A 20014-nucleotide genomic window follows, 5' to 3' on the forward strand; every position below is an offset into this window, starting at 1 on the left:
CAGACACATCGTATCTTGTTGCTGTGATCTGACGCACATAGCCTTAAGGGGTCCCTTTCACACACGGAGGCTCTCCCCATGCAAGACAACCTCTCTTCTTCGCGTTCGAGTTCAGCGCAAACAGGCTCTTCCAAGCCGGGCTCAACGCTGTCAGGACCGGCAACGGCGCCGGGCCATGACAGCGAAGCCTGGCTGCAACCCATCCCCGAATCAGACCGCACCCGCAAAGTATCCGGACAGTTCTGGATCTGGGCCGGCGCCAATCTTGCCCCGATCAACTGGGTGCTCGGAGCGTTGGGCATCCACCTGGGCCTCGGCTTCGCGGACACCGTAACCGTCCTGGTCCTGGGCAACCTGATCGGCATGCTCCTGTTCGGCTGCTTCGTCCTCCTGGGCCAAAAGACCGGCGCCACCGGCATGGTCCTGGCACGCGCGGCGTTCGGCCGGCGCGGCAACTACTTTCCGGCGGCCATCCAGGCAATCCTGGTGATCGGCTGGTGCGCGGTGAACACCTGGATCATCCTGGACCTGGTCATGGCATTGTTCGGAACCCTTGGCTGGGTGGACCCCGAAGCTCCGAACTACGCCTGGAAGATCGGCGTCGCCACGGCCATCATGGCGGCCCAGGTGGCCATCGCCTGGTTCGGCTACAAGGCAATCGCAGCATTCGAGAAGTGGACGGTTCCGCCCACCATCATCATCCTGGCCGTCATGTCCGCCGTGGCATGGTTCGGCATGAAGATCGACTGGGGCTACGCAGGTCCGGCCGGCAATATCCTTGAAGGCTCGGAGCGTATCGCAGCCATGAGTGCCGTGATGACCGCCATCGGCATCGGCTGGGGTATCACCTGGTTCACCTACGCTGCGGACTACTCCCGGTTTGTGAGCACGTCCGTTCCCAAGCGCAAGGTGTATCTGGCCTCCGTCCTGGGGCAATTCATCCCTGTGGTCTGGCTGGGAATCCTGGGCGCAAGCCTCGCCACCAACAGCGGCGAGATCGACCCCGGCAAACTGATCGTCCAGAACTTCGGCGTCATGGCCCTGCCCGTCCTGCTCATGGTGCTGCACGGCCCCATCGCCACCAACATCCTCAACATCTACACGTTCTCTGTCGCCACGCAGGCCCTGGACATCAACATCAACCGCCGCAAGCTCAACCTCTTCGTGGGCGTCTTCTCACTGGCCGCTGTTGTCTTCTTCATCTTCCAGGAAGACTTCGCCGCGGTCCTGGACGCCTGGCTGATCGGCCTGGTCGCCTGGGTTGCCGCTTGGGGTGGCGTGATGCTGGTGCACTATTTCTGGCTGGAAAGGCGCTGGCCGGCAAAAGTTGATCGGCTGTTCGACCCCATCGGAACGCGCCGGCTCCCGGTGGTCAACTGGGCAGGCATCGTGTCCCTCCTGGCCGGTATCTTCTGCACCTGGTTGTTCATGTACGGGCTTGTTCCTGCGACCCAGGGCCCCATCGCCGTGGCCCTGGGTGGTTGGGATCTCTCTTGGCTGGCCGGCGGACTCACCAGCGCCGCAGCGTACGCCGTCCTGGGACCCCGTGCGCATAAGAAATACCTCCTGGCGGACTCCAACCACGTCTCCGCCACCCAACCGGCGCCTTCCCCTGAACCCGCCCCGGCTGTTGAAAGGACCACAGCATGAGCCAGCCCGCGTTCGCCGACTCCGTCCACCCGATCACCTGGCCTGAGGGCTTCCAGGCAGCAGCGTCTTTTACCTTCGACGTCGACGCCGAGTCCTGCACCATCGCTCACGACCCCACCAGCACCAAGCGGATGTCCCTGATGAGCCACCAGTCCTACGGGCCCAAGATCGCTGTCCCACGCTTGCTGCAGATCCTGGACCGCCAGGACATCAAGGGCACGTTCTTCATTCCAGGGTTCACGGCCGAAAGCTACCCGGATGTGGTCCGCAGGATTGTCGACGGGGGCCACGAAATCGCCCACCACGGCTACATGCACGAACCCATGCAGGGCATCGATGCCGCTACTGAAGCCCAATACCTGGACCGGGGGCTGGAGGCCCTCGCCACGGTGGCCGGCGTCCGCCCGGTGGGCTACCGGGCTCCCTGGTGGGAGCTGAACTGGCAGTCCCCCGCCCTGCTGGCGGACCGTGGGTTCCTTTACGATTCAAGCCTGCTCGACGGCGATGCCCCCTACCGCATGGCCGTCGCCCAGGATGACCCCCGGGACATCGTGGAGATCCCGGTGGACTGGGCGCTGGATGACTGGGAGCAGTACGGCTTCTACCCGGGAGTCACTGGCAGCGGGGTCATTGAGAGCCCCGCGAAGGCGTTGGAAATGTGGACCCTGGAAGCGCAGGCGCACCACTCGCAGGGCAGCTGCTTTGTGCTGACGAACCACCCGTTCATTTCGGGCCGGCCCTCCCGGGCCGCGGCCCTGGAACAGTTGATTGAACGGGTCAAGGACCTCGAAGGCATGTGGGTGACCACACTTGCGGAAATAGCGGAACATACAAAGTCCATGGTGCACCAGATCCATACGCACGCCCGGATAGATGTTCCCATGTTCCCCGGGGCCGGGGCCTCATTCCGCCCGGCGCAGGTCACCTCACCTGCCGGGGCACCCGCCTTCCGGTGACTCTTCCGCCGGGATGGCATTTGATGACAGTCCTGCGCCGCGGGATTGTCATCAACTGCCATCTCGGCGGGGGTGTTTAAGGGCCTCCGTAGACCGCCTCTGCCCACACTCCGATGATCCATGTGGTCGCCGCCGCGCAAGCGAGTCCGAATTCCACCAGCATCCCTATGCCGGTGGCTTTCAGCGCAGCACCACTGGAACGCAGCGCGGTCTTGAAGTTCCGCGTGCGTTGGACCTCGCTGAGGAGAAGGCCCAGGGCGAAACCAACGAACAGCCCCACCACGGGGATAACGAACATGCCCACCACACCCAGCAGCACGCCAATCAGCACCGATCTGTTGGGGATCCCGTGCTGCTTCATTTTGCGGGCGGTCAGCACGGCACTGGCCGCCATTCCGGACACCACAAACAGCATGCCCACAGCAAAGATCACCCATCCCATGCCACCGGCGCCGCCCCAGATGGCCCATGCCAAAAGGCTTGCACCGATCAGGATGCTGCCCGGCAATACGGGGATGATGGTTCCAACGACACCCACTGCTATGGCCAGGCCGCACAGGATGGTCACGATGAGTTCGGCGTTCATGGCCCCAGTCTAGGTGCGGCCAGCCGCCCCGCCTGCCACCTAAAGAAACGACGGCGACGCTCCCCAGCACGGGAGGCGTCGCCGTCGTCGGTCTTGTGTTGGTGAACGCTACTCAGCTACAGCGGCAGCAACTGCCGCGGTGACGGCCGGTGCCACGCGTGCATCCAGCGGGCTCGGCACGATGTAGTCGGCGGAAAGGTCCTCGGCGGCCAGTTCGGCGATGGCGTTCGCAGCGGCGATCTTCATGGCCGGGGTGATCCGGCGGGCGCCGGCATCCAACGCGCCGCGGAAGATGCCGGGGAAGGCCAGGACGTTGTTGATCTGGTTGGGGAAGTCGCTGCGGCCGGTGGCAACAACGGCTGCGTACTGCTGGGCGACCTCGGGCAGAACTTCCGGATCCGGGTTGGACAGCGCGAACACGATCGACTGATCGTTCATGAGCTTCAAGTGCTCTTCGTCCAGCTTGGAGGAGGAGACGCCCACGAAAACGTCGGCGCCGGTCAAGCCTTCGCCCGGGCCACCCGTAACGCCACGGGGGTTGGTGCGTGCGGCCATGCGGGCTTTGACACTGCCGGGATCAGCCACGAGGTCGGCACGCTCGGCGTTCACCACACCCTTGGAGTCGAGCAGGATGACGTCCTTGATGCCAACCGCCAGCAGGATTTCGGCGATGGCGATTCCTGCGGCACCAGCACCCGAGACAACGACCTTGAGGCCGGCGAGTTCGCGCTGGGTCACCTTGGCGGCGTTGGTCAACGCTGCGAGGACCACGACGGCGGTGCCGTGCTGGTCATCGTGCATGACGGGGCAATCCAGAGCTTCGATGAGGCGCTCTTCCAGCTCGAAGCAGCGGGGAGCCGAGATGTCCTCGAGGTTGACTGCGCCGAAGCTCGGACGGAGGCGGACCAGGGTCTCGATGATCTCATCGACGTTGGTGGTGTTCAATACCAACGGAATGGAGTCGAGATCGCCAAAGGACTTGAACAGGGCAGACTTGCCCTCCATGACGGGCAGGGAAGCGCTGGGCCCGATGTTGCCGAGGCCGAGGACTGCGGTGCCATCGCTGACAACCACAACAAGGCGCTCTGCCCAGGTGTGGGTGCGGGCGAGTTCCGGGTTGGCGTGGATTGCGCGGCTGACCTGCGCAACTCCGGGGGTGTAGGCGATGGAAAGATCGCGCTTGTTGTCCAGGGGTACGGTGCTGGAGATGGTCAGCTTGCCGCCCTCGTGGGCTGCAAAGATCTCTTCTTCGCTCAGTACCAGGGCGTCGTTGTCAGTAGCAATTGTCTCGATGGACACGTCGTTGTCTCCTCAGGCTAGCCGTGGTCCCACGGCACGATGTCAGGGCAGGAACAGAACTGCTGTGCGGGCCAAGGGTGGCTGGCCCGGCGTTGCTTCTGCAGGTAAGGGGGCTGCTAGCCGCTTCGGTGCTTCCAGCCTAGGGAACGGCGAAGGGTACAAGATTCAATACCAAGAGAGACGATTCAGGAGTAAAACGTTCAACCAGGCGAAAGTGTGAGCCACGTCATGCCATAAAGCGGCTTCTCGGAGGGGATCGGTCTAGACCACCGGGTGACTTTGCTAATCGCCGGTCAACAGCGTGCAGGCCTTCTTCAGGTCCTTTTCTGCCTCAAAAAGGGACAACCGGCGGCACCGGACAGCCTGGACGAGGCCACTCACCAGGTGCAGCAGAATGCGGGCACGCACAGTGTCCTTACCGGTGTCCTTGCTGAGCGAACCAACGACTTCCTCGGACAGGGCGTCGATTTCACGCAAGAGCTGCGCCGTATCCTCATCCTTGCCTGCGGGACGGATCAGGCAGTGCTCCACGCCGGGCTGCATGACCCTTAAGTGGAAAATCTCCATCATCAAACCAGCGAGCGCGTGCCCCTTGCCTTCCCGACGCCGGACGCCCTCCCGGAGCTCACGCAGCTGTTGCCGGTAGACAGCAAGCATGAGGTGGGCCGTCGAGGGAAAGTACCGGTACAGCGTGCCCAGTGGCACGTCCGCGCGCGCAGCGACGTCAGAAAGGCTCAAGGTATCGAACTGCCGCTGGGCAAAGCCGGCTGCTGTCCTGAGGATCCGGGCATAGCGGAGCTGCTGCCGCGGTGTGGTGGGCGCGGCAGCCATACGGGGCAACCCCGTGGTCAGGTCAAGGGAGTACGGTTCCAGTGAATTTGATACGGGCATTTCCGGCGATCTCTTGGCAGGCTGACAAGGAAACGGCCGGCTGGGTTGAGACCCACGGCTGGCCGATCGCATCAATGATACGGGAGCTAAATGACCGTTTCCTGAGAGTTGGCCCGAGGCCGCGGCATGCACGCCGATCCCCCGTATTGTGGCCGCCCCCACATACACTTCTCAACAGGTCTGGTACACGGGAGGAAACACATGCAGGGATTTCGACGTCGGGTGGCAGCAGCTCTGCTGGCCGCCACTGTGGCGGCCATGGCACTTGGCGCAATACCGGCGTCGGCAGCTCCCAGCGGTCCCGATCCCATCCTCAACGGTGCAGCGTTCGTCGGGCAGAAGCTGACCGCAGATATTGGCCCGTACACGTTTTACGGGTGCGGAGGCGGCAAGGGGCCGGACTTCACTGTTTATTGGACCCGGGACGGTTTCCTGGTGGCAGGCGAAACGGCGCGAAGCTACGACCTGGGGCCCGACGACACCGGGGCGCGCATGGCGGTGCATGTCACTGCCAGCAAAACCGCGTGCGGTGGCGAGTCCCTGCACAGCACGGAGACAAGGCCAGTGGGGGACGTCAACCGGGCAGCCGGCTTTACTGGCCGGAGCTTCGAGCTTTTGACCCGGGCAAACGATGGCTCACTGCTGCTGTACGGGCGGAAAGGCGGCGCCTGGGACCCCGCTAAAACGGTGGGTTGGGGGTTCAACATCTTTAACCTGGCCCTCTCCCCCGGCGACTTCGACGGGGACGGCAAAAGCGATGTGATCGTCCGCGACACAGCTGGAGGGCTTTACCTGTTCAGCGGGGACGGCGCCGGTGGCTGGAAGCCCGCCCGAAGCATCGGCAACGGGTGGAACGTCTTCGATTCCATCGTCAGCCCGGGCGACTTCAACGGCGACGGGAACAACGACATCCTCGCCCGCGAGCCCGGCGGAGCCCTCTACCTCTACCCCGGCAACGGTGCCGGCGGCTGGTTGGCGCGTACCGCCGTCGGGACCGGCTGGAACGTGATGGATGCACTGGTGACCCCGGGAGATTTCAACGGTGACGGCACCGTGGACGTCCTGGCGCGGGACCGCAACGGGTACCTGTACTTCTATGGAGGAAACGGCTCCGGAGGATGGACCCGATCCTGGATGATCGGCGTCGGCTGGAATGCGTTGAAGTCGATCGGAGCTGCGGGGGACTTCAACGGCGACGGTTTCCCCGATGTTTATGCAGTGGACCAGCAGGGGCGGCTGGTTGCCTACTACAGCGATGGACGCAGCGGCTGGAAGGGTTCGGAGGCCGTCGGCGCAGGCTTCGGATGGTTTACAGCGATCTTCTAGCAACATCCCAGCCGCGGTACCATTAACCCCATAAAAGTCTGGGGAGGACACAATGAGTGCTTTATCACGCCCTGCGTTCGGCGTGCGCCGGGCACTGGCTGGGATCGCGGCGGCCGTCGTTGCCATGGCAACGTTTGCGCCGGCTCCCGCCATGGCAACCATGGATCCGGAGCCGCCGGTTATCACCGGAGCCCCTTACGTCGGATCGACACTCACAGTTTCATGGGACCCGTACGCCTATAAGGGCTGTGGCGCCGGAGCCGGTCCCGACACACGCATCTACTGGACCCGCGACGGCGAGGTAGCCACAGACCACCCCACGTGGCCCAACTACGTCCTTGGCGAAGAGGACCGCGGCAAGACCATAGCCGCCCACCTGGTCGCAAACTACCCCTGCGAAAACATGGAGGTGGCCAGCGAAGAGACTGCCCCCATCTCCGCGTCCCACCGGCCCAGCGGCTTCACCAGCCGGAGCGCCTTCGAGCTGCTGGCCCGCCGCTCGGATGGCGCACTGATGATGTACCCGCGCATCAACAACACCTGGGAGCCCGCACGAACGGTAGGCGTCGGCTGGAACATCTTCCCCACGGTCCTGTCCCCGGGTGACTTCGACGGCGACGGCAACAACGACGTGCTCGGCCGGGACTCCGCCGGGGGCCTCTACTTGTACAGCGGCGACGGCGCCGGGGGCTGGACGGGCCCGCGCAAAGTGGGCACCGGCTGGAACATCTTCACGGCGCTGGTCTCCCCCGGGGACTTCAACAGCGACGGCACCAACGACGTCCTCGCACGCGATGCCAACGGCGTCCTCTATCTCTACCCCGGCGACGGGCATGGAGGGTGGTTGCCGCGTTCCGTAGCCGGGCAGGGCTGGAACGCCCTGAATACCATCATCACTCCCGGCGATTTCGACGGCGACACCAACGTCGACGTCCTGGCACGCGACTCCGCAGGATCCTTGAAGCTATACCGCGGCAACGGCGCCGGCGGCTGGAACGGCATGAGTGTTGTGGGTCAGGGTTGGAGCGGCTTGAGCAAAATTGGCAGTGCCGGAGACATCAACGGTGACGGAAACTTCGACGTCTTCGCCGTCGACGGATCAGGCCAGCTGAAGGCCTATTACGGAAACGGCAAGGGCGGCTGGAACGGCTCCGGAGTGGTTGGTTGGGGCTGGGGCGGGTTCACGGACCTCTTCTAGTTTTCGCTTCGTGGGACCCCGCACCGAGAGCCGCCGCGCAACGGCTGTCTTCCAGGCCTAGTCAACGCTCTTGATCTTCACCACGAACACGGCGCCCAGGAGCCCGATGACTGCGGCGGCTACGTACAGCGAGACGTAGCCGCCCCAGAACTGAACGAACACGAAGGCGATCGCCGGGGCGAGGACTTGGGGCAGCGAATTCGCGATGTTGATGACGCCAAGGTCCCGGCCGCGGTCCAGAGCAGTGGGCAGTACCTGGGTAATGAGCGCGAAGTCCACCGCAAGGTAGGCCCCAAAACCTATTCCGAGCACGGCCGCGCCGGCAAGTCCGCCGATCCACGTCGGAGCAAAAGCAAGAATCAGAGATGCCGCGGCAATGATGACCGACGACGCTATGACCAGGGGCTTCCGCTTTCCCATCCGGTCACTTAAGCGTCCGCCCAGAACACTGGTGATGATGACGGTCACCGCGTAAAGACCGGTCAGGACCAGCACACCGAACTCAGGCTCAATCCCTTGGGTCTCCTTCAGGCGCACAATGTCGCTGAGGAAGAAGAGAAGATACAGGGTGATCATATGGTTGCCCGTGCTGACCAGCAGCCGTGTAAGCCAGGCCCACGCAAAGTCGGGATAGCGTTTGGGCGAAACCCAGAACCCCTTGATGAACTGCCACAGGCTGAACGGCGGCCGCTCCTGCTGCGGCAAGGGCTGGTCGTCGCTCTTGAAAAGGTAAAGCACGACGCCGGCCAACAGCGCCGCTGCGCACACCCAGTAACCGGCGGCAAAGTTTCCGGCCACGACGGCCGCGATTACCGCACCAACGAGGATGCCCACCGTTTGTCCCATGGCAGCCAGGCCGCCCACCGTTCCACGCTGGGGTACAGGAACGCGGTCAGGGACAGCGGCCGTTATTGCGGCGTACATGGCGTTGGCGCCGGCCTGCACCAGGCACCACAGGAACGCCATCACGGCAACGTTCGGAGCACCTGCCAAGGCCACAAGGGCGACTGCGCCGAGAATGGCACCCATGAGGACCCATGGGACACGGCGACCAAAGCGGGAGGTAGTCCGGTCGCTGAAGGCGCCGAACAAGGGGTTGGCCACCATCGAAACGGCGGCGCCGCACCCCGTCACCAGCGCAAGGATCGCTTCCTTCTGGCCCTCGTCAAAGTGCGCGGCCTGCTGACCCAGTAGCACCTGGAGGGGACCAAAAAACGCGGCGTTGATGCCCAGGTTGACCAGCACCACGCCAGTGACCCAAAGCGGCCTGACCCGATCAACCGGCTCGGCGAGTGCCGTGGCGGTGCCGCCGTGGATGGCGGTTGGGTCCGGCACCGGGCCCGGAAGGTCGGACAGGCTCATGGAAGATTCCCCCTCGTATCAATCTTTGGATTCAGCCTAGCGTGGCGGGACGACACCGGACCGCCATCCTGACCTTTATCCACATATGCCCGAAAAGTGCACGGTGGGAGGGAACTCGGGAGGTTACTGTGGCATCAACCGACGAAGGAGCAGCATTGTGAACGAGCACCCCAATACCGCCGACCTCTACGACGAACGCGGCGAAGAACTTGAGTCCATATCCCTGCAGTTCCAGGACCTCGGCGGACACTCGCACTTCAGTGGGCCCGTGCGGACCATTCGGTGCCTCGAGGACAATGCCTTGGTCAAGACTGTGCTCGGGTCACCAGGAGAGGGAGCCGTCCTGGTGATCGATGGCCAGGGATCCTTGCGGACGGCGCTCATGGGCGACATGATCGCTGAGAGCGCCGTGGCCAACGGATGGGCCGGTGTGGTCATCAACGGCGCTGTCCGGGACCGCGTGGCCATCTCCGGTTTGCCCCTGGGTGTCAAGGCCCTCGGCAGCAACCCCAGAAAGAGCAGCAAAACCGGTGCAGGCGAGGCAGATGTCGAGCTTGTCATCGATGGCGTTCGTGTTCGGCCCGGCGTGATGATCTACTGCGACCCGGACGGCATCCTGGTGGAGCGCTGATACCGCCGGCCCCGTCAACAACGGACCCTGCCCAGGAAATATTCTCACTCCGGGAATCAAACAGGCATTAGGATAGTTACTGAAAGCAACTATCCTGCTTAATCCCTTTTCTGCCATCTCTGGAGAAGATATGTCCAAATCCACGCCCGTGCGGGCCGCCGGTGAGGTGCTGACGCATCGTCAGACGCTCACCGTCATGGTGGGACTCATGCTCGGCATGTTCCTGTCGTCGTTGGACCAAACCATCGTGTCCACGTCCATCTACACCATCGCCAACGACCTGGATGGTTTGTCCCTCCAGGCATGGGCCACCACTGCCTACCTCATCACGTCGACCGTCAGCACGCCGCTCTATGGCAAGCTCAGCGACATCTTTGGCCGTCGGCCGCTGTACCTCACTGCCATCCTGGTGTTCCTGGCCGGCTCCCTGTACGCGGGCTCGGTCCACTCCATGACTGAGCTCGCCATTGCCCGTGGCATCCAGGGGCTTGGTGCCGGCGGCTTGCTGGCATTGGCGCTGACCATCATCGGCGACATCGTTGCACTGAAGGACAGGGCAAAGTACCAGGGCTATTTCATGTCCGTCTTCGGTATTTCCTCCGTTCTTGGCCCAGTAATTGGTGGCGCTTTCGCCGGCTCAGCCAACATCCTCGGCTTCGATGGCTGGCGCTGGGTGTTCTTCATCAACCTGCCTATCGGCCTTGCTGCGCTTGTGGTGGTCTTCCTGTACCTGCACCTGCCTGCCCGTCATGTGAAGCAGAAGATCGACTATTGGGGCGCGGCGGCCATCACTTTGGCCATCGTTCCGTTGCTGCTGGTTGCTGAACAAGGGCGCACGTGGGGATGGTCTTCGGGCGGGTCGTGGCTCTGCTACGGGCTCGGCGTCATAGGCATCGTGGCATTCCTGCTGGTTGAGAAGCGTGCCGGCGACTACGCGCTGATCCCGTTGCGCCTCTTCAGCAACACCACCTTCGGCTTGTCCTCGCTGTTGAACTTCATCATCGGCATCGGCATGTTCGGTGCGATTGCCATGCTGCCCATGTACTTGCAGCTGGTGAAGGGCCTCACCCCCACTGAGGCCGGCCTGATGATGATCACTTTCACCGTGGGCATCCTCTTCGGTTCCATTTCGGCCGGCCGGACCATCTCCTCATCCGGCGTTTACCGGATCTTCCCCATCCTGGGAACCGCGATCCTGGCAGCCGCGGCTACCGTCATGGGCTTCGTACTGGGAGTCGACACAGGCCTGTGGGTTCCCGGATTGATTGCGGTGTTCTTCGGTGTCGGCTTGGGCTTCTGCATGCAGCCACTCACGCTGGCCATGCAGGTCTCGGTTCCGCCGAAGGATATGGGCGTGGGTACTTCCACGGCTGCGTTCTTCCGCTCCATGGGTGGCGCAGTGGGCACGGCAGTGTTCATCTCCATGCTGTTCAGCACGGCAGCTGACAAGATCGCCGATGGCATGAAGGCGGCCGCGGCCAGCCCTGACTACCAAGCCGTCCTGCGGGATCCAGCCGTGGCCTCAGACCCTGCGAATGCCAAGCTTTTTGATTTCTTCAAGAACGGCGCCAATAACGACTCGCTGAACGACACCAGCTGGTTGCATTCGGCCAACAGCACGCTCACCCGGCCCATCACCGAAGGTTTTGCCCAAGCCATCGATGTGGTCATGCTGACTGCGGCCGGGCTCATGATCATCGCGTTCCTGATCAGCTTCGCATTGCCCAACAAGAAGCTCACGGATCCCAAGGCCGCGGCCAAGGATTCCGTTCCGGCGCACTAGCACCGGATTCAGCTCTCCACGGCGGCGGGCCTTGGGTTTGGCACCAGACCCAAGGGCCGACGTCGCGCTTTGTGTTCAATTAGTTGACCCAACAAGGACTACTTAGCCCCGAAAACACACCCTGTGAAGCATTCAGGGAACACTCAGCTCACAGCCAGCCCCTACTGGGTTAAGAAAGTGAACACGGGTCATCTGGCAGGCCTTGACTGGAACTTGCGTGACGGGCCGTGCCACACTGTGTAGCGCGAGTGCACCGGCGTCCCCGTCGGAACAGCCGACGACGTCCCGCACCGCGATCCCACACCACCATTCCCCAAGGGAGTCCCATGTCCAGTTCCAGCACCGAAGGCGCACCCCCAGTTTCGCGGAAGGTGATCGGCCTGGCCGTTGCCGGCGCGGTGGGCGGCTTCCTCTTCGGCTTCGATTCGTCCGTTGTTAACGGCGCCGTGGACGCAATGGCGGACGAGTTCGTCATGAGCGAGGCAGTAACGGGCTTCGCCGTCGCGGTTGCCTTGTTGGGCTGTGCCGCGGGTGCATACCTGGCCGGCAAAGTAGCCGACCGCTACGGCCGCATCCCCGCCATGAAAATCGGTGCGCTCCTCTTCCTGGTGAGTGCTGTGGGAACCGGCCTGGCGTTCAGCGTGTGGGACCTCGTCTTCTGGCGGCTGGTTGGCGGGTTGGGCATCGGACTGGCCTCCGTTATTGCTCCCGCATACATTTCCGAGATCTCCCCGCGCCACGTGCGCGGGCGCCTCGCTTCACTTCAGCAGTTGGCCATCACCACCGGTATCTTTGCGGCGCTCCTTTCCGACGCTGTCCTTGCCAACACAGCCGGCGGTGCCGGTGGAATGCTGTGGCTGGGCATCGAGGCGTGGCGCTGGATGTTCATCGCGTGCGCCATCCCAGCTGCCGTGTACGGTTTGATCGCGTTCCGCCTGCCCGAGTCCCCGCACTTCCTGGTGCTTAACGGCAAGGAAGACCAGGCCCGCGGCATCTTCCAGAGGCTCATCCCGGGCGACGACATCGAACGGCACATCCGCGAGATCCGCGAGTCCATCCAGCAGGAAAAGCTTTCCACCAAGAAGGGCTCCCTCCGCGGCAACCGGTTCGGCCTGCTCCCCGTGGTGTGGATCGGCATCATCCTGTCGGTCCTGCAGCAGTTCGTGGGCATCAACGTGATCTTCTACTACTCAACGACGCTCTGGAAGGCAGTCGGGTTCCAGGAAAAGGACTCCCTGACCATCTCCGTTGCCACCTCGGTCACCAACATCCTGGTGACACTGGTAGCCATCGCGCTGGTGGACCGCATCGGCCGCCGGCCCATCCTGCTGACCGGTTCGATCGGCATGGCCGTCTCCCTGGCTGTCATGGCGTTGGCGTTCTCCTCGGCGACTGGAACGGGTTCCGAGATCTCGCTGCCCGGCGCTTGGGGACCCGTGGCCTTGGTCGCTGCCAACGTCTTCGTCGTCAGCTTTGGGGCTTCCTGGGGTCCGCTGGTCTGGGTCCTGCTGGGCGAGATCTTCCCGTCCCGCATCCGGGCCCGCGCCCTGGGCCTGGCTGCGGCCGCGCAATGGATCGCGAACTTTGCCATCACGCTCAGTTTCCCCATCATGGCGGCGGGTTCGCTGCCCCTGACGTACGCCATGTACGCGGCGTTCGCGGCGGCGTCGTTCTTCTTTGTGATGTTCAAGGTTCCCGAGACGAACGGCATGTCCCTTGAGCAGGCCGAGACACTGTTCGTTCCCAAGGGAGCGCCGGTGTCGCCGTTGCCGGTCACCTCGGACGAAACCAAGTAGATGCACAACGAGCCCCGCGGATCACCGCGGGGCTCGTTTTTTATGTAAGGAGTTAGACCAGGTGCGGTTCGTGGGACGACAGGTAACTACGGCCTCCAAAGGCTACGAGGATCGCGATCACCATGGCCACGGCGCCTGCAAAGAACGGAACCTGCGGGCCGAAGTGCTCGCCCAACTGGGCCGCCGCGAACGGAGCCAGCGCTCCACCCATCCAGCGGACAAAGTTGTAGCCGGCGGACGCGACAGGACGCGGCGAATCCGAGACGCCCATGGCCAGCTCGGTGTAAACCGTGTTGTTGATGCCCAGCAGGGCACCGGCCACGATAACAAGCACGACGACGGCAGTCACCGAGTGCCCCGCAGCCAGTCCCAGCCCGAGCAGGTCGAGCATCAGTGCGGCCAGCGTGCCGGTCAGGACCTTGACGGCACCGAAGCGCCTTTGCAGGACGGGAGCCACGAACACCGAGAAGACGGCCACGGCGACGCCCCAACCGAAGAACACGCCGCCGATCCCGTAAGCGTCCATGCCCAGGATGAACGGCGTGAAAGCGAGGATGGTGAAGAAGCCGTAGTTGTAGAACAGTGCGCTGGCGGCCGTGGTGCGGAGGCCCTTGTGCCCAAGCGCCAGCAGCGGGTCGCGGAGCCGCGATTTTTTGGCCGGGGCTGGTGTTTTAGGCAGCAGCGCCAGCAGGGCAATGAAGGCGGCGGCCATGAGGACTGCCGTGCCGAAGAACGGTGCACGCCACTGCCATCCACCAAGGAGTGCGCCCAGCAGCGGGCCAAGCGAGATACCCAGGCCAAGGGCGGCTTCGTACAGGATGATGGCCGTGCCGGTTCCACCGCTGGCCACGCCGACAATGACAGCCAGCGCCGTGGCAACGAACAACGCGTTGCCGAGGCCCCAACCGGCGCGGAAGCCCACCAGCTGTTCAACGCTGCCGGACAAGCCGGAGAGCGACGCGAACACCACGATGATCGCCAAACCGATGAGCAGGGTCTTCTTGCCGCCAATGCGGGAGGACACGAAACCACTGATCAACATCGCGACGGCGGTCACCAGGAAGTAGCTGGTGAACAACAACGACACTTCGCTGGTGGACGCCTCGAGGTTCTTGGCGATCGCAGGGAGGATGGGGTCCACGAGCCCGATGCCCATGAACGCGAAAACTGCCGCGAGGGCGGTGGCCCATACAGCTTTCGGCTGTTTGAGGAGGGATGCTTTCTCAGCCTCGAGGGTGTTTTCGATGGTTGTTTCGGCGCTTGCTGAAGCGTCAGCCAACGGGCGTGACATTCAATGGCTCCTTGTCGGTGCGTTGATTCTGGTTAGTTCTGGAATGAACTGTTGAGCTTGGCCATCACTGGGAGTGCAACCGCGAGCTGCTCAATCTCTTGGCTGCTGAGGCCCTGGAGCAGTTCGGCCACCAGGGCGTTGCGCCGCTGGTCGGCGGATTCGACGGCGGCTGTCCCGGCCCGGGTAATGGCCACCTGGACGGCGCGGGAATCGTCGGGATCGGGCTGGCGGGTGACCAGGCCTGCCCGCTCGAGCTTGATGATCTGCTCCGTGGCGCTCGGGACTTTGATCCCCAGGTTCTTGGCGATGTCGCCCACCCTGAGGCCGGCGTCCTGGATCATGGAGAGCAGGCTCAGCTGCGCGGCAGTGAGTTCGCCTTCCGGGTCCAGACGGCGGAACATGTAGACGCCCAAACGGAGGGCCTCGCGGTATTCCTTCGCGAGGTTGGTAAGGGCTTTATCCGAAGTGCTCGTCATATTTAGGTAGCCTAATAGTTAGGGTACCTAATAGTCAAGTGGCTAGAGCGCGAGCTTCATGCCTTCGTGGCTCGCAACGAAGCCCAGGCGCTCGTAGAAACGGTGCGCATCGACCCGTGACTTGTCCGTGGTGAGCTGGACCAGCGAGCATCCACGCTCCCGCGCCTGGTCAATGGCCCACTCGATCATCAACGCACCAACACCCTGGCCACGCAGGACATCAGACACCCGGACCGCTTCGATCTGCGCCCGCCACGCCCCCTTCCGCGAAAGCCCCGGGAGGAAGCTGAGCTGGAAAGTGGCCACGACATCGCCTTGGAGTTCGCCCACTACCAGAAGGTGGGAAGGGTCGCCGTCGATCGCGTCAAAAGCCAGCTCATAAGGGCCCAAATCCTCGAGGCTTTCGCGCGCGGCGCCGAGCTGGTCGTCAACGAGCAACGCGAGGATCCGCGGCAGGTCGCCCTTTTGGGCGCGGCGGAGGGTGAAGACTCCAGGCTCGACGGCGGCGGTCATCAAAGTGGTTGCGGAACCGGATTCTGTAGTCACCAGCCCAGCATGCCATCTTCATTAGAACTCAGTATTGCTAAGTACCGGTACCTAGTTCTACTATGTAGTGGTAGCTAGTAATACTGAGTAGCGAATGGAGGTGTCTGATGGGCAAGCAAATGACCGAGATGCTCAAAGGCACATTGGAGGGAATCGTCCTGGCCCTCCTGACCGGAAAGGCAGCCTACGGATACGAAATCACCACGCTCCTCCGGGAGCAGGGATTCACCGAGATCGCCGAAGGCACCGTGTACGCACTGCTGGTCAGGATCGAACAGAAGGGGCTGGTGGACGTGGAGAAACGGCCGTCCGAAAAAGGCCCACCCCGCAAGGTGTACACGCTCAACACCCAAGGCGAAAAAGAACTCAACGAATTTTGGAACACCTGGAGCTTCTTGTCCGCACGGCTTGAACAGCTCCGCAAGGAAGGGAAATAACATGGCAGCGAAATGGATCGAACTGGTCACCGGATCACTCGAGCAGAAGAAGCAGTTCAAGCAGGCAAGGGCCCGGCTGGAGGCCCTGCCGGAGCCGTACCTCACCGCAGCGACGGCTTTCAACCGGTACCTCATGTACTACGGCGGTGTTACCGAGGGCGACACCATGGTGCAGATGTTCACCGACCTCGCAGACCTCTGGGAACGGGCCGCGATTGACAGCACGCCCGTGAGCGAAATCGTCGGCGAGGACCCCATCGAATTCGCCGAAGCGTTCGCACAGGCCTATGGCGGAAAGCGCTGGATCGACAAGGAACGCGATCGCCTCATCAAGGCCATCGACAAAGCAAAGGAAGCGGAATCATGACGGCCATCAGCGTCCAAGGCATCGAGAAGTCCTACAAGGACCTCCACGTGCTCCGCGGGGTGGACTTCGAGGTAGCGTCAGGCAGCATCTTCGCCCTGCTCGGCTCCAATGGTGCGGGCAAGACCACCATGGTGAAGATCCTGTCCACGCTGCTCACAGCGGATGGTGGAACGGCCGCCGTCGAAGGTTTTGACGTCGCGGCAGAGCCGCTGCGGGTGCGGGAGTCCATCAGCCTCACCGGACAGTTCGCCGCGGTGGACGGGATCCTCACGGGCAAGGAGAACCTGGTCCTGGTGGCGAAGCTACGCCACCTGAAGAACCCGGGCCGGATCGCGGACGGGTTGCTGGCCCAGTTCAACCTCAGCGACGCCGGAAACCGGAAAGTGGCGGCCTACTCCGGCGGCATGCGCCGCCGGCTGGACATCGCCATGAGCTTGATCGGCGACCCCAAAGTGATCTTCCTCGACGAGCCAACCACGGGCCTCGATCCCGAAGCCCGGCTGGAGGTCTGGCATATCGTGAAGAAGCTAGCCAACCAGGGAACCACCGTCCTGCTCACCACGCAGTACCTCGACGAGGCCGAGCAACTCGCGGACCGCATTGCCATTCTTCATGAGGGCCGCATCATTGCCAACGGAACGCTCGCCGAACTCAAGCAGCTCCTTCCACCGGCCAAGATCGAATACGTCGAGAAGCAGCCCAGCCTGGAGGACATCTTCCTGGCTCTCGTGGGCACAGGCAGCAACGATTCAGTAAAGGACAGGTCATGAACACCCACTTCTTCTCAGACACCTCTGTCCTGCTGGGGCGGTCCATGCGGCACATTTTCCGCAGCGTGGACACCATCATCACCACCGCGATCACACCCGTCGCTCTGATGCTGCTGTTCGTCTACGTCTTCGGCGGCGCCATCAGGACGGACACGGGGAACTATGTCAACTACCTGCTCCCCGGAATCATGCTCATCGCCATCGCTTCAGGCATCGCCTACACCGCGGTGCGCTTGTTCACCGACATGCAGAGCGGAATCTTCGAGCGATTCCAGTCCATGCCGATCGCACGCTCGTCGGTGTTGTGGGCGCACGTCCTGACCTCACTCGTTGCCAACGGACTCTCGTTGGTGATCATCGTGCTGGTGGCGCTCCTCATGGGGTTCCGCACCTCAGCCAGCGTGCTGGAGTGGCTCGCCGTGGCAGGAATCCTGGCATTGTTCACCCTGGCGCTCACCTGGATCGCCATCATCGCAGGCCTGTCCGCCAAGTCGGTGGATGGCGCCGGCGGCTTCTCCTACCCGCTGATCTTCCTGCCCTTCATCAGCTCGGCCTTCGTCCCCACGGAGACCATGCCGGGACCGGTTCGCTGGTTCGCGGAGAACCAACCGGTCACCTCGATTGTGAACACCATCCAGGATCTGTTCGCGCAGCGCCCGGTGGGCAGCGACATCTGGGTAGCCTTGGCCTGGTGCTTGGGAATCCTGGTCCTCGCCTACGTATTTGCCACCGCGGCCTACAAGCGCCAAATCGCCTGATCCGAGCAACCAAAACAACGGCCTAAGCTCCCTTTCTCACCAGGGGAGCTTTCGCCATGCAGACCGATTCGCAATTGGTCAGACATTAGCTATAGCTTTATCGAACACATTTGTAACGGCCGTCACTATTATGGCGGGTCCTTCGAAGGGTTCTTGAACTAATGTCCGACCAGACAACACAGGGGCGGCTCCGCTCCTCAAGCAGGGACAGCGAGCCCCACCTGTCACGCTCGCTCAGCAACCGCCACATCCAGCTCCTGGCCATCGGCGGCGCCATCGGAACGGGCCTCTTCATGGGCTCCGGCAAGACCATCTCGGTTGCCGGCCCCTCCGTGATCTTCGTGTACATGATCATCGGCTTCATGCTCTTCTTCGTGATGCGGGCCATGGGCCAGCTCCTGCTGTCCAACCTGAACTACAAGTCCTTCAGCGACTTCGCGGGCGATCTCCTGGGCCCGTGGGCAGGCTTCTTTACAGGTTGGACCTACTGGTTCTGCTGGGTAGTCACTGGCGTTGCGGACGTCATCGCGATCGCAGGCTACGCCAACGAGCTGTGGCCGGGAATCCAGCTCTGGATCCCGGGCCTGGCCACCATCATCATCCTTCTGCTCCTGAACCTGCCCACCGTCAAAGCCTTCGGCGAGACCGAATTCTGGTTCGCGCTCATCAAGATCGTGGCCATCGTTGCGCTGATCGTAGTGGGCCTGGTCATGATCTTCACCGGCTTCCAGTCCAATGCGGGAACGGCCAGCTTCACCAACCTCTGGAGCCACGGCGGGTTCTTCCCCAAGGAATTCATGGGCTTCGTGGCCGGCTTCCAGATCGCCGTCTTCGCGTTCGTGGGCATCGAACTGGTGGGCACAGCCGCCGCCGAAACCAAGAACCCGGAACACAACCTCCCCCGCGCCATCAACGCCATCCCCCTGCGCGTCATGCTCTTCTACGTAGGCGCCCTCATCATCCTGATGTCCGTCACCCCATGGACCGAGTTCAAGGCAGGCCAAAGCCCGTTCATCGCCATGTTCTCCCTTGCCGGGCTCGGCATGGCCGCCACAGTGGTCAACCTCGTGGTCCTTACCTCTGCCATGTCCTCGGCCAACTCCGGCATCTACTCGACGTCACGCATGGTCTACGGCTTGGCCAACGACGGCGACGCACCCAAGCTCTTCGGCCGGCTCTCCAGCCGCAAAGTACCCCAGAACGCACTGTTCCTCTCATGCGTCCTGCTGCTGGCCGGCGTCGCGCTTCTCTACGCGGGCAAGGACGTTGGCGTGGCGTTCGACATGGTCACCACCGTGTCCGCCGTCTGCTTCATGTTCGTTTGGTCCATCATCCTGGCCAGCTACCTGGTGTACCGCAAACGCCGCCCCGAGCAGCACGCCGCTTCACCGTTCAAGATGCCCGGCGGCATTGTGATGGTGTGGGTGGTGTTCGCGTTCTTCGCATTCCTGGTGTGGGCCCTGACCACGCAGCCGGACACACTCACCGCCCTGCTGGTGACGCCCATCTGGTTCGCAATCCTGGGTGTCGCTTACGCGGTGGTCCGGAAATCGCCCCTGCATCAGGCCCGCGTGGCCGAGTGGAAGGCGATGGCAGACGCCGAAACCGCGGCAGCGCGCTAAACCCGCACACTGAAAGCACGACGGCGGCCACCCGGTTGGGTGCCCGCCGTCGTGCTTTTCTGCTTCCAACCCTCACTCACATCCCAACCGCTTCCCCCCAACCCTCACTCACCGGCGCGGAAAGGCCCGGCGTCGGACACTCAGGTGAGTGCTCGACGCCGGGCCTTTAGGCGGAACATGAGAGAGCGTCACGCCCAACACGGCGGAACGTGAGAGAGCATCACGCCCAACACGGCGGAACGTGAGAGAGCGTCACGCCCAACCGGGTG

At 63.0% G+C, this 20014-nt stretch carries 19 protein-coding genes; 12 read left to right on the forward strand and 7 right to left on the reverse strand.

Annotated features, from left to right (window positions below; genetic code table 11):
• Positions 1 to 78: 78 nt before the first annotated feature.
• Both ABHM97_RS00755 and ABHM97_RS00760 read left to right on the forward strand, forming a co-directional pair.
• Positions 79 to 1650 carry a purine-cytosine permease family protein gene (locus tag ABHM97_RS00755; protein WP_349469216.1) on the forward strand — a complete coding sequence of 524 codons (1572 nt, stop codon included), beginning with the start codon at positions 79 to 81 and terminating at the stop codon, positions 1648 to 1650.
• A complete protein-coding gene (locus tag ABHM97_RS00760) occupies positions 1647 to 2606 on the forward strand; it encodes a polysaccharide deacetylase family protein (protein ID WP_349469217.1) in 960 nt (319 codons plus the stop codon). Before ABHM97_RS00755 ends, ABHM97_RS00760 begins: the two co-directional genes overlap by 4 nt.
• A gap of 76 nt (positions 2607 to 2682) precedes the next feature.
• Here ABHM97_RS00760 and ABHM97_RS00765 read toward each other — a convergent pair whose 3' ends face one another.
• From ABHM97_RS00765 to ABHM97_RS00775, 3 genes are all read right to left on the reverse strand, one after another.
• Positions 2683 to 3192 (reverse strand): DUF456 domain-containing protein, encoded by a 510-nt coding sequence (locus tag ABHM97_RS00765; protein WP_349469218.1) that lies wholly within the window; start codon positions 3190 to 3192, stop codon positions 2683 to 2685.
• 108 nt (positions 3193 to 3300) lie between these two features.
• Complete coding sequence (locus ABHM97_RS00770) at positions 3301 to 4491, reverse strand: NAD(P)-dependent malic enzyme (RefSeq protein WP_235521044.1); 1191 nt, start codon at positions 4489 to 4491, stop codon at positions 3301 to 3303.
• Positions 4492 to 4773: 282 nt separating this feature from the next.
• Complete coding sequence (locus ABHM97_RS00775; protein ID WP_257370788.1) at positions 4774 to 5382, reverse strand: TetR/AcrR family transcriptional regulator; 609 nt, start codon at positions 5380 to 5382, stop codon at positions 4774 to 4776.
• Between the two features lie 201 nt (positions 5383 to 5583).
• On the opposite strand from ABHM97_RS00775, the gene ABHM97_RS00780 reads away from it, so the two are divergent.
• Together ABHM97_RS00780 and ABHM97_RS00785 are read left to right on the forward strand one after the other, a co-directional pair.
• Complete coding sequence (locus ABHM97_RS00780; RefSeq protein ID WP_349469219.1) at positions 5584 to 6708, forward strand: FG-GAP repeat domain-containing protein; 1125 nt, start codon at positions 5584 to 5586, stop codon at positions 6706 to 6708.
• Positions 6709 to 6760: 52 nt separating this feature from the next.
• Positions 6761 to 7906, forward strand: coding sequence for an FG-GAP-like repeat-containing protein (locus ABHM97_RS00785; RefSeq protein WP_349469220.1), 1146 nt, complete (start codon positions 6761 to 6763; stop codon positions 7904 to 7906).
• Positions 7907 to 7963: 57 nt separating this feature from the next.
• Here ABHM97_RS00785 and ABHM97_RS00790 read toward each other — a convergent pair whose 3' ends face one another.
• Complete coding sequence (locus tag ABHM97_RS00790; RefSeq protein WP_349469221.1) at positions 7964 to 9268, reverse strand: MFS transporter; 1305 nt, start codon at positions 9266 to 9268, stop codon at positions 7964 to 7966.
• Between the two features lie 157 nt (positions 9269 to 9425).
• On the opposite strand from ABHM97_RS00790, the gene rraA reads away from it, so the two are divergent.
• The 3 genes from rraA (at position 9426) to ABHM97_RS00805 (ending at position 13478) form a co-directional block, all read left to right on the forward strand.
• Positions 9426 to 9899, forward strand: a complete 474-nt coding sequence (gene rraA, locus ABHM97_RS00795; RefSeq protein ID WP_235521053.1) for a ribonuclease E activity regulator RraA — start codon at positions 9426 to 9428, stop codon at positions 9897 to 9899.
• Between the two features lie 130 nt (positions 9900 to 10029).
• The gene (locus tag ABHM97_RS00800; protein ID WP_349469222.1) at positions 10030 to 11682 is read left to right on the forward strand and encodes an MDR family MFS transporter; all 1653 of its coding nucleotides are present in this window, start codon (positions 10030 to 10032) and stop codon (positions 11680 to 11682) included.
• A 326-nt stretch (positions 11683 to 12008) separates the two neighbouring features.
• On the forward strand, positions 12009 to 13478 hold the full coding sequence (locus ABHM97_RS00805; protein ID WP_349469223.1) for a sugar porter family MFS transporter: 1470 nt from the start codon (positions 12009 to 12011) through the stop codon (positions 13476 to 13478).
• Positions 13479 to 13530: 52 nt separating this feature from the next.
• Here the strand turns inward: ABHM97_RS00805 and ABHM97_RS00810 are convergent, their stop codons facing one another.
• Genes ABHM97_RS00810 through ABHM97_RS00820 form a run of 3 tightly spaced genes read right to left on the reverse strand, consistent with a single transcriptional unit; the run spans position 13531 to position 15758 of the window.
• The gene (locus ABHM97_RS00810; protein ID WP_349469225.1) at positions 13531 to 14769 is read right to left on the reverse strand and encodes an MFS transporter; all 1239 of its coding nucleotides are present in this window, start codon (positions 14767 to 14769) and stop codon (positions 13531 to 13533) included.
• Positions 14770 to 14801: 32 nt separating this feature from the next.
• Entirely contained in the window at positions 14802 to 15245 is a 444-nt protein-coding gene (locus ABHM97_RS00815; protein ID WP_349469226.1) for a MarR family winged helix-turn-helix transcriptional regulator, read from the reverse strand.
• Between the two features lie 42 nt (positions 15246 to 15287).
• The gene (locus ABHM97_RS00820) at positions 15288 to 15758 is read right to left on the reverse strand and encodes a GNAT family N-acetyltransferase (protein ID WP_235521225.1); all 471 of its coding nucleotides are present in this window, start codon (positions 15756 to 15758) and stop codon (positions 15288 to 15290) included.
• 140 nt (positions 15759 to 15898) lie between these two features.
• Here ABHM97_RS00820 and ABHM97_RS00825 point away from each other — a divergent pair, with 140 nt between their 5' ends.
• The 5 genes from ABHM97_RS00825 to cycA all read left to right on the forward strand — a co-directional run bounded on the left by ABHM97_RS00825 (position 15899) and on the right by cycA (position 19745).
• Complete coding sequence (locus ABHM97_RS00825; protein WP_349469227.1) at positions 15899 to 16228, forward strand: PadR family transcriptional regulator; 330 nt, start codon at positions 15899 to 15901, stop codon at positions 16226 to 16228.
• A 1-nt stretch (position 16229) separates the two neighbouring features.
• Complete coding sequence (locus ABHM97_RS00830; protein ID WP_235521065.1) at positions 16230 to 16595, forward strand: DUF1048 domain-containing protein; 366 nt, start codon at positions 16230 to 16232, stop codon at positions 16593 to 16595.
• Positions 16592 to 17365 carry an ABC transporter ATP-binding protein gene (locus ABHM97_RS00835; RefSeq protein ID WP_349469228.1) on the forward strand — a complete coding sequence of 258 codons (774 nt, stop codon included), beginning with the start codon at positions 16592 to 16594 and terminating at the stop codon, positions 17363 to 17365. Before ABHM97_RS00830 ends, ABHM97_RS00835 begins: the two co-directional genes overlap by 4 nt.
• Complete coding sequence (locus tag ABHM97_RS00840) at positions 17362 to 18123, forward strand: ABC transporter permease (RefSeq protein ID WP_349469229.1); 762 nt, start codon at positions 17362 to 17364, stop codon at positions 18121 to 18123. The genes ABHM97_RS00835 and ABHM97_RS00840 overlap by 4 nt, the downstream gene beginning before the upstream one ends.
• 161 nt (positions 18124 to 18284) lie before the next feature.
• On the forward strand, positions 18285 to 19745 hold the full coding sequence (gene cycA / locus ABHM97_RS00845; RefSeq protein WP_349469230.1) for a D-serine/D-alanine/glycine transporter: 1461 nt from the start codon (positions 18285 to 18287) through the stop codon (positions 19743 to 19745).
• The last annotated feature ends 269 nt before the right edge of the window (positions 19746 to 20014 follow it).

It is taken from the genome of Paenarthrobacter sp. CAP02 (assembly GCF_040137855.1).
Lineage (GTDB): Bacteria > Actinomycetota > Actinomycetes > Actinomycetales > Micrococcaceae > Arthrobacter.

Excerpts from the sequence above, each read along its gene's own strand:
- ABHM97_RS00800 (WP_349469222.1), top strand. The coding sequence starts at position 10,030 with ATGTCCAAATCCACGCCCGTGCGGGCCGCCGGTGAGGTGCTGACGCAT.
- ABHM97_RS00825 (WP_349469227.1), top strand. The coding sequence starts at position 15,899 with ATGGGCAAGCAAATGACCGAGATGCTCAAAGGCACATTGGAGGGAATC.
- ABHM97_RS00775 (WP_257370788.1), bottom strand. The coding sequence starts at position 5,382 with ATGCCCGTATCAAATTCACTGGAACCGTACTCCCTTGACCTGACCACG.
- ABHM97_RS00830 (WP_235521065.1), top strand. The coding sequence starts at position 16,230 with ATGGCAGCGAAATGGATCGAACTGGTCACCGGATCACTCGAGCAGAAG.
- cycA (WP_349469230.1), top strand. The coding sequence starts at position 18,285 with ATGTCCGACCAGACAACACAGGGGCGGCTCCGCTCCTCAAGCAGGGAC.
- ABHM97_RS00765 (WP_349469218.1), bottom strand. The coding sequence starts at position 3,192 with ATGAACGCCGAACTCATCGTGACCATCCTGTGCGGCCTGGCCATAGCA.
- ABHM97_RS00810 (WP_349469225.1), bottom strand. The coding sequence starts at position 14,769 with ATGTCACGCCCGTTGGCTGACGCTTCAGCAAGCGCCGAAACAACCATC.
- ABHM97_RS00760 (WP_349469217.1), top strand. The coding sequence starts at position 1,647 with ATGAGCCAGCCCGCGTTCGCCGACTCCGTCCACCCGATCACCTGGCCT.
- ABHM97_RS00785 (WP_349469220.1), top strand. The coding sequence starts at position 6,761 with ATGAGTGCTTTATCACGCCCTGCGTTCGGCGTGCGCCGGGCACTGGCT.
- ABHM97_RS00840 (WP_349469229.1), top strand. The coding sequence starts at position 17,362 with ATGAACACCCACTTCTTCTCAGACACCTCTGTCCTGCTGGGGCGGTCC.
- ABHM97_RS00805 (WP_349469223.1), top strand. The coding sequence starts at position 12,009 with ATGTCCAGTTCCAGCACCGAAGGCGCACCCCCAGTTTCGCGGAAGGTG.
- ABHM97_RS00815 (WP_349469226.1), bottom strand. The coding sequence starts at position 15,245 with ATGACGAGCACTTCGGATAAAGCCCTTACCAACCTCGCGAAGGAATAC.
- ABHM97_RS00755 (WP_349469216.1), top strand. The coding sequence starts at position 79 with ATGCAAGACAACCTCTCTTCTTCGCGTTCGAGTTCAGCGCAAACAGGC.
- ABHM97_RS00835 (WP_349469228.1), top strand. The coding sequence starts at position 16,592 with ATGACGGCCATCAGCGTCCAAGGCATCGAGAAGTCCTACAAGGACCTC.
- ABHM97_RS00780 (WP_349469219.1), top strand. The coding sequence starts at position 5,584 with ATGCAGGGATTTCGACGTCGGGTGGCAGCAGCTCTGCTGGCCGCCACT.
- ABHM97_RS00790 (WP_349469221.1), bottom strand. The coding sequence starts at position 9,268 with ATGAGCCTGTCCGACCTTCCGGGCCCGGTGCCGGACCCAACCGCCATC.
- ABHM97_RS00820 (WP_235521225.1), bottom strand. The coding sequence starts at position 15,758 with ATGACCGCCGCCGTCGAGCCTGGAGTCTTCACCCTCCGCCGCGCCCAA.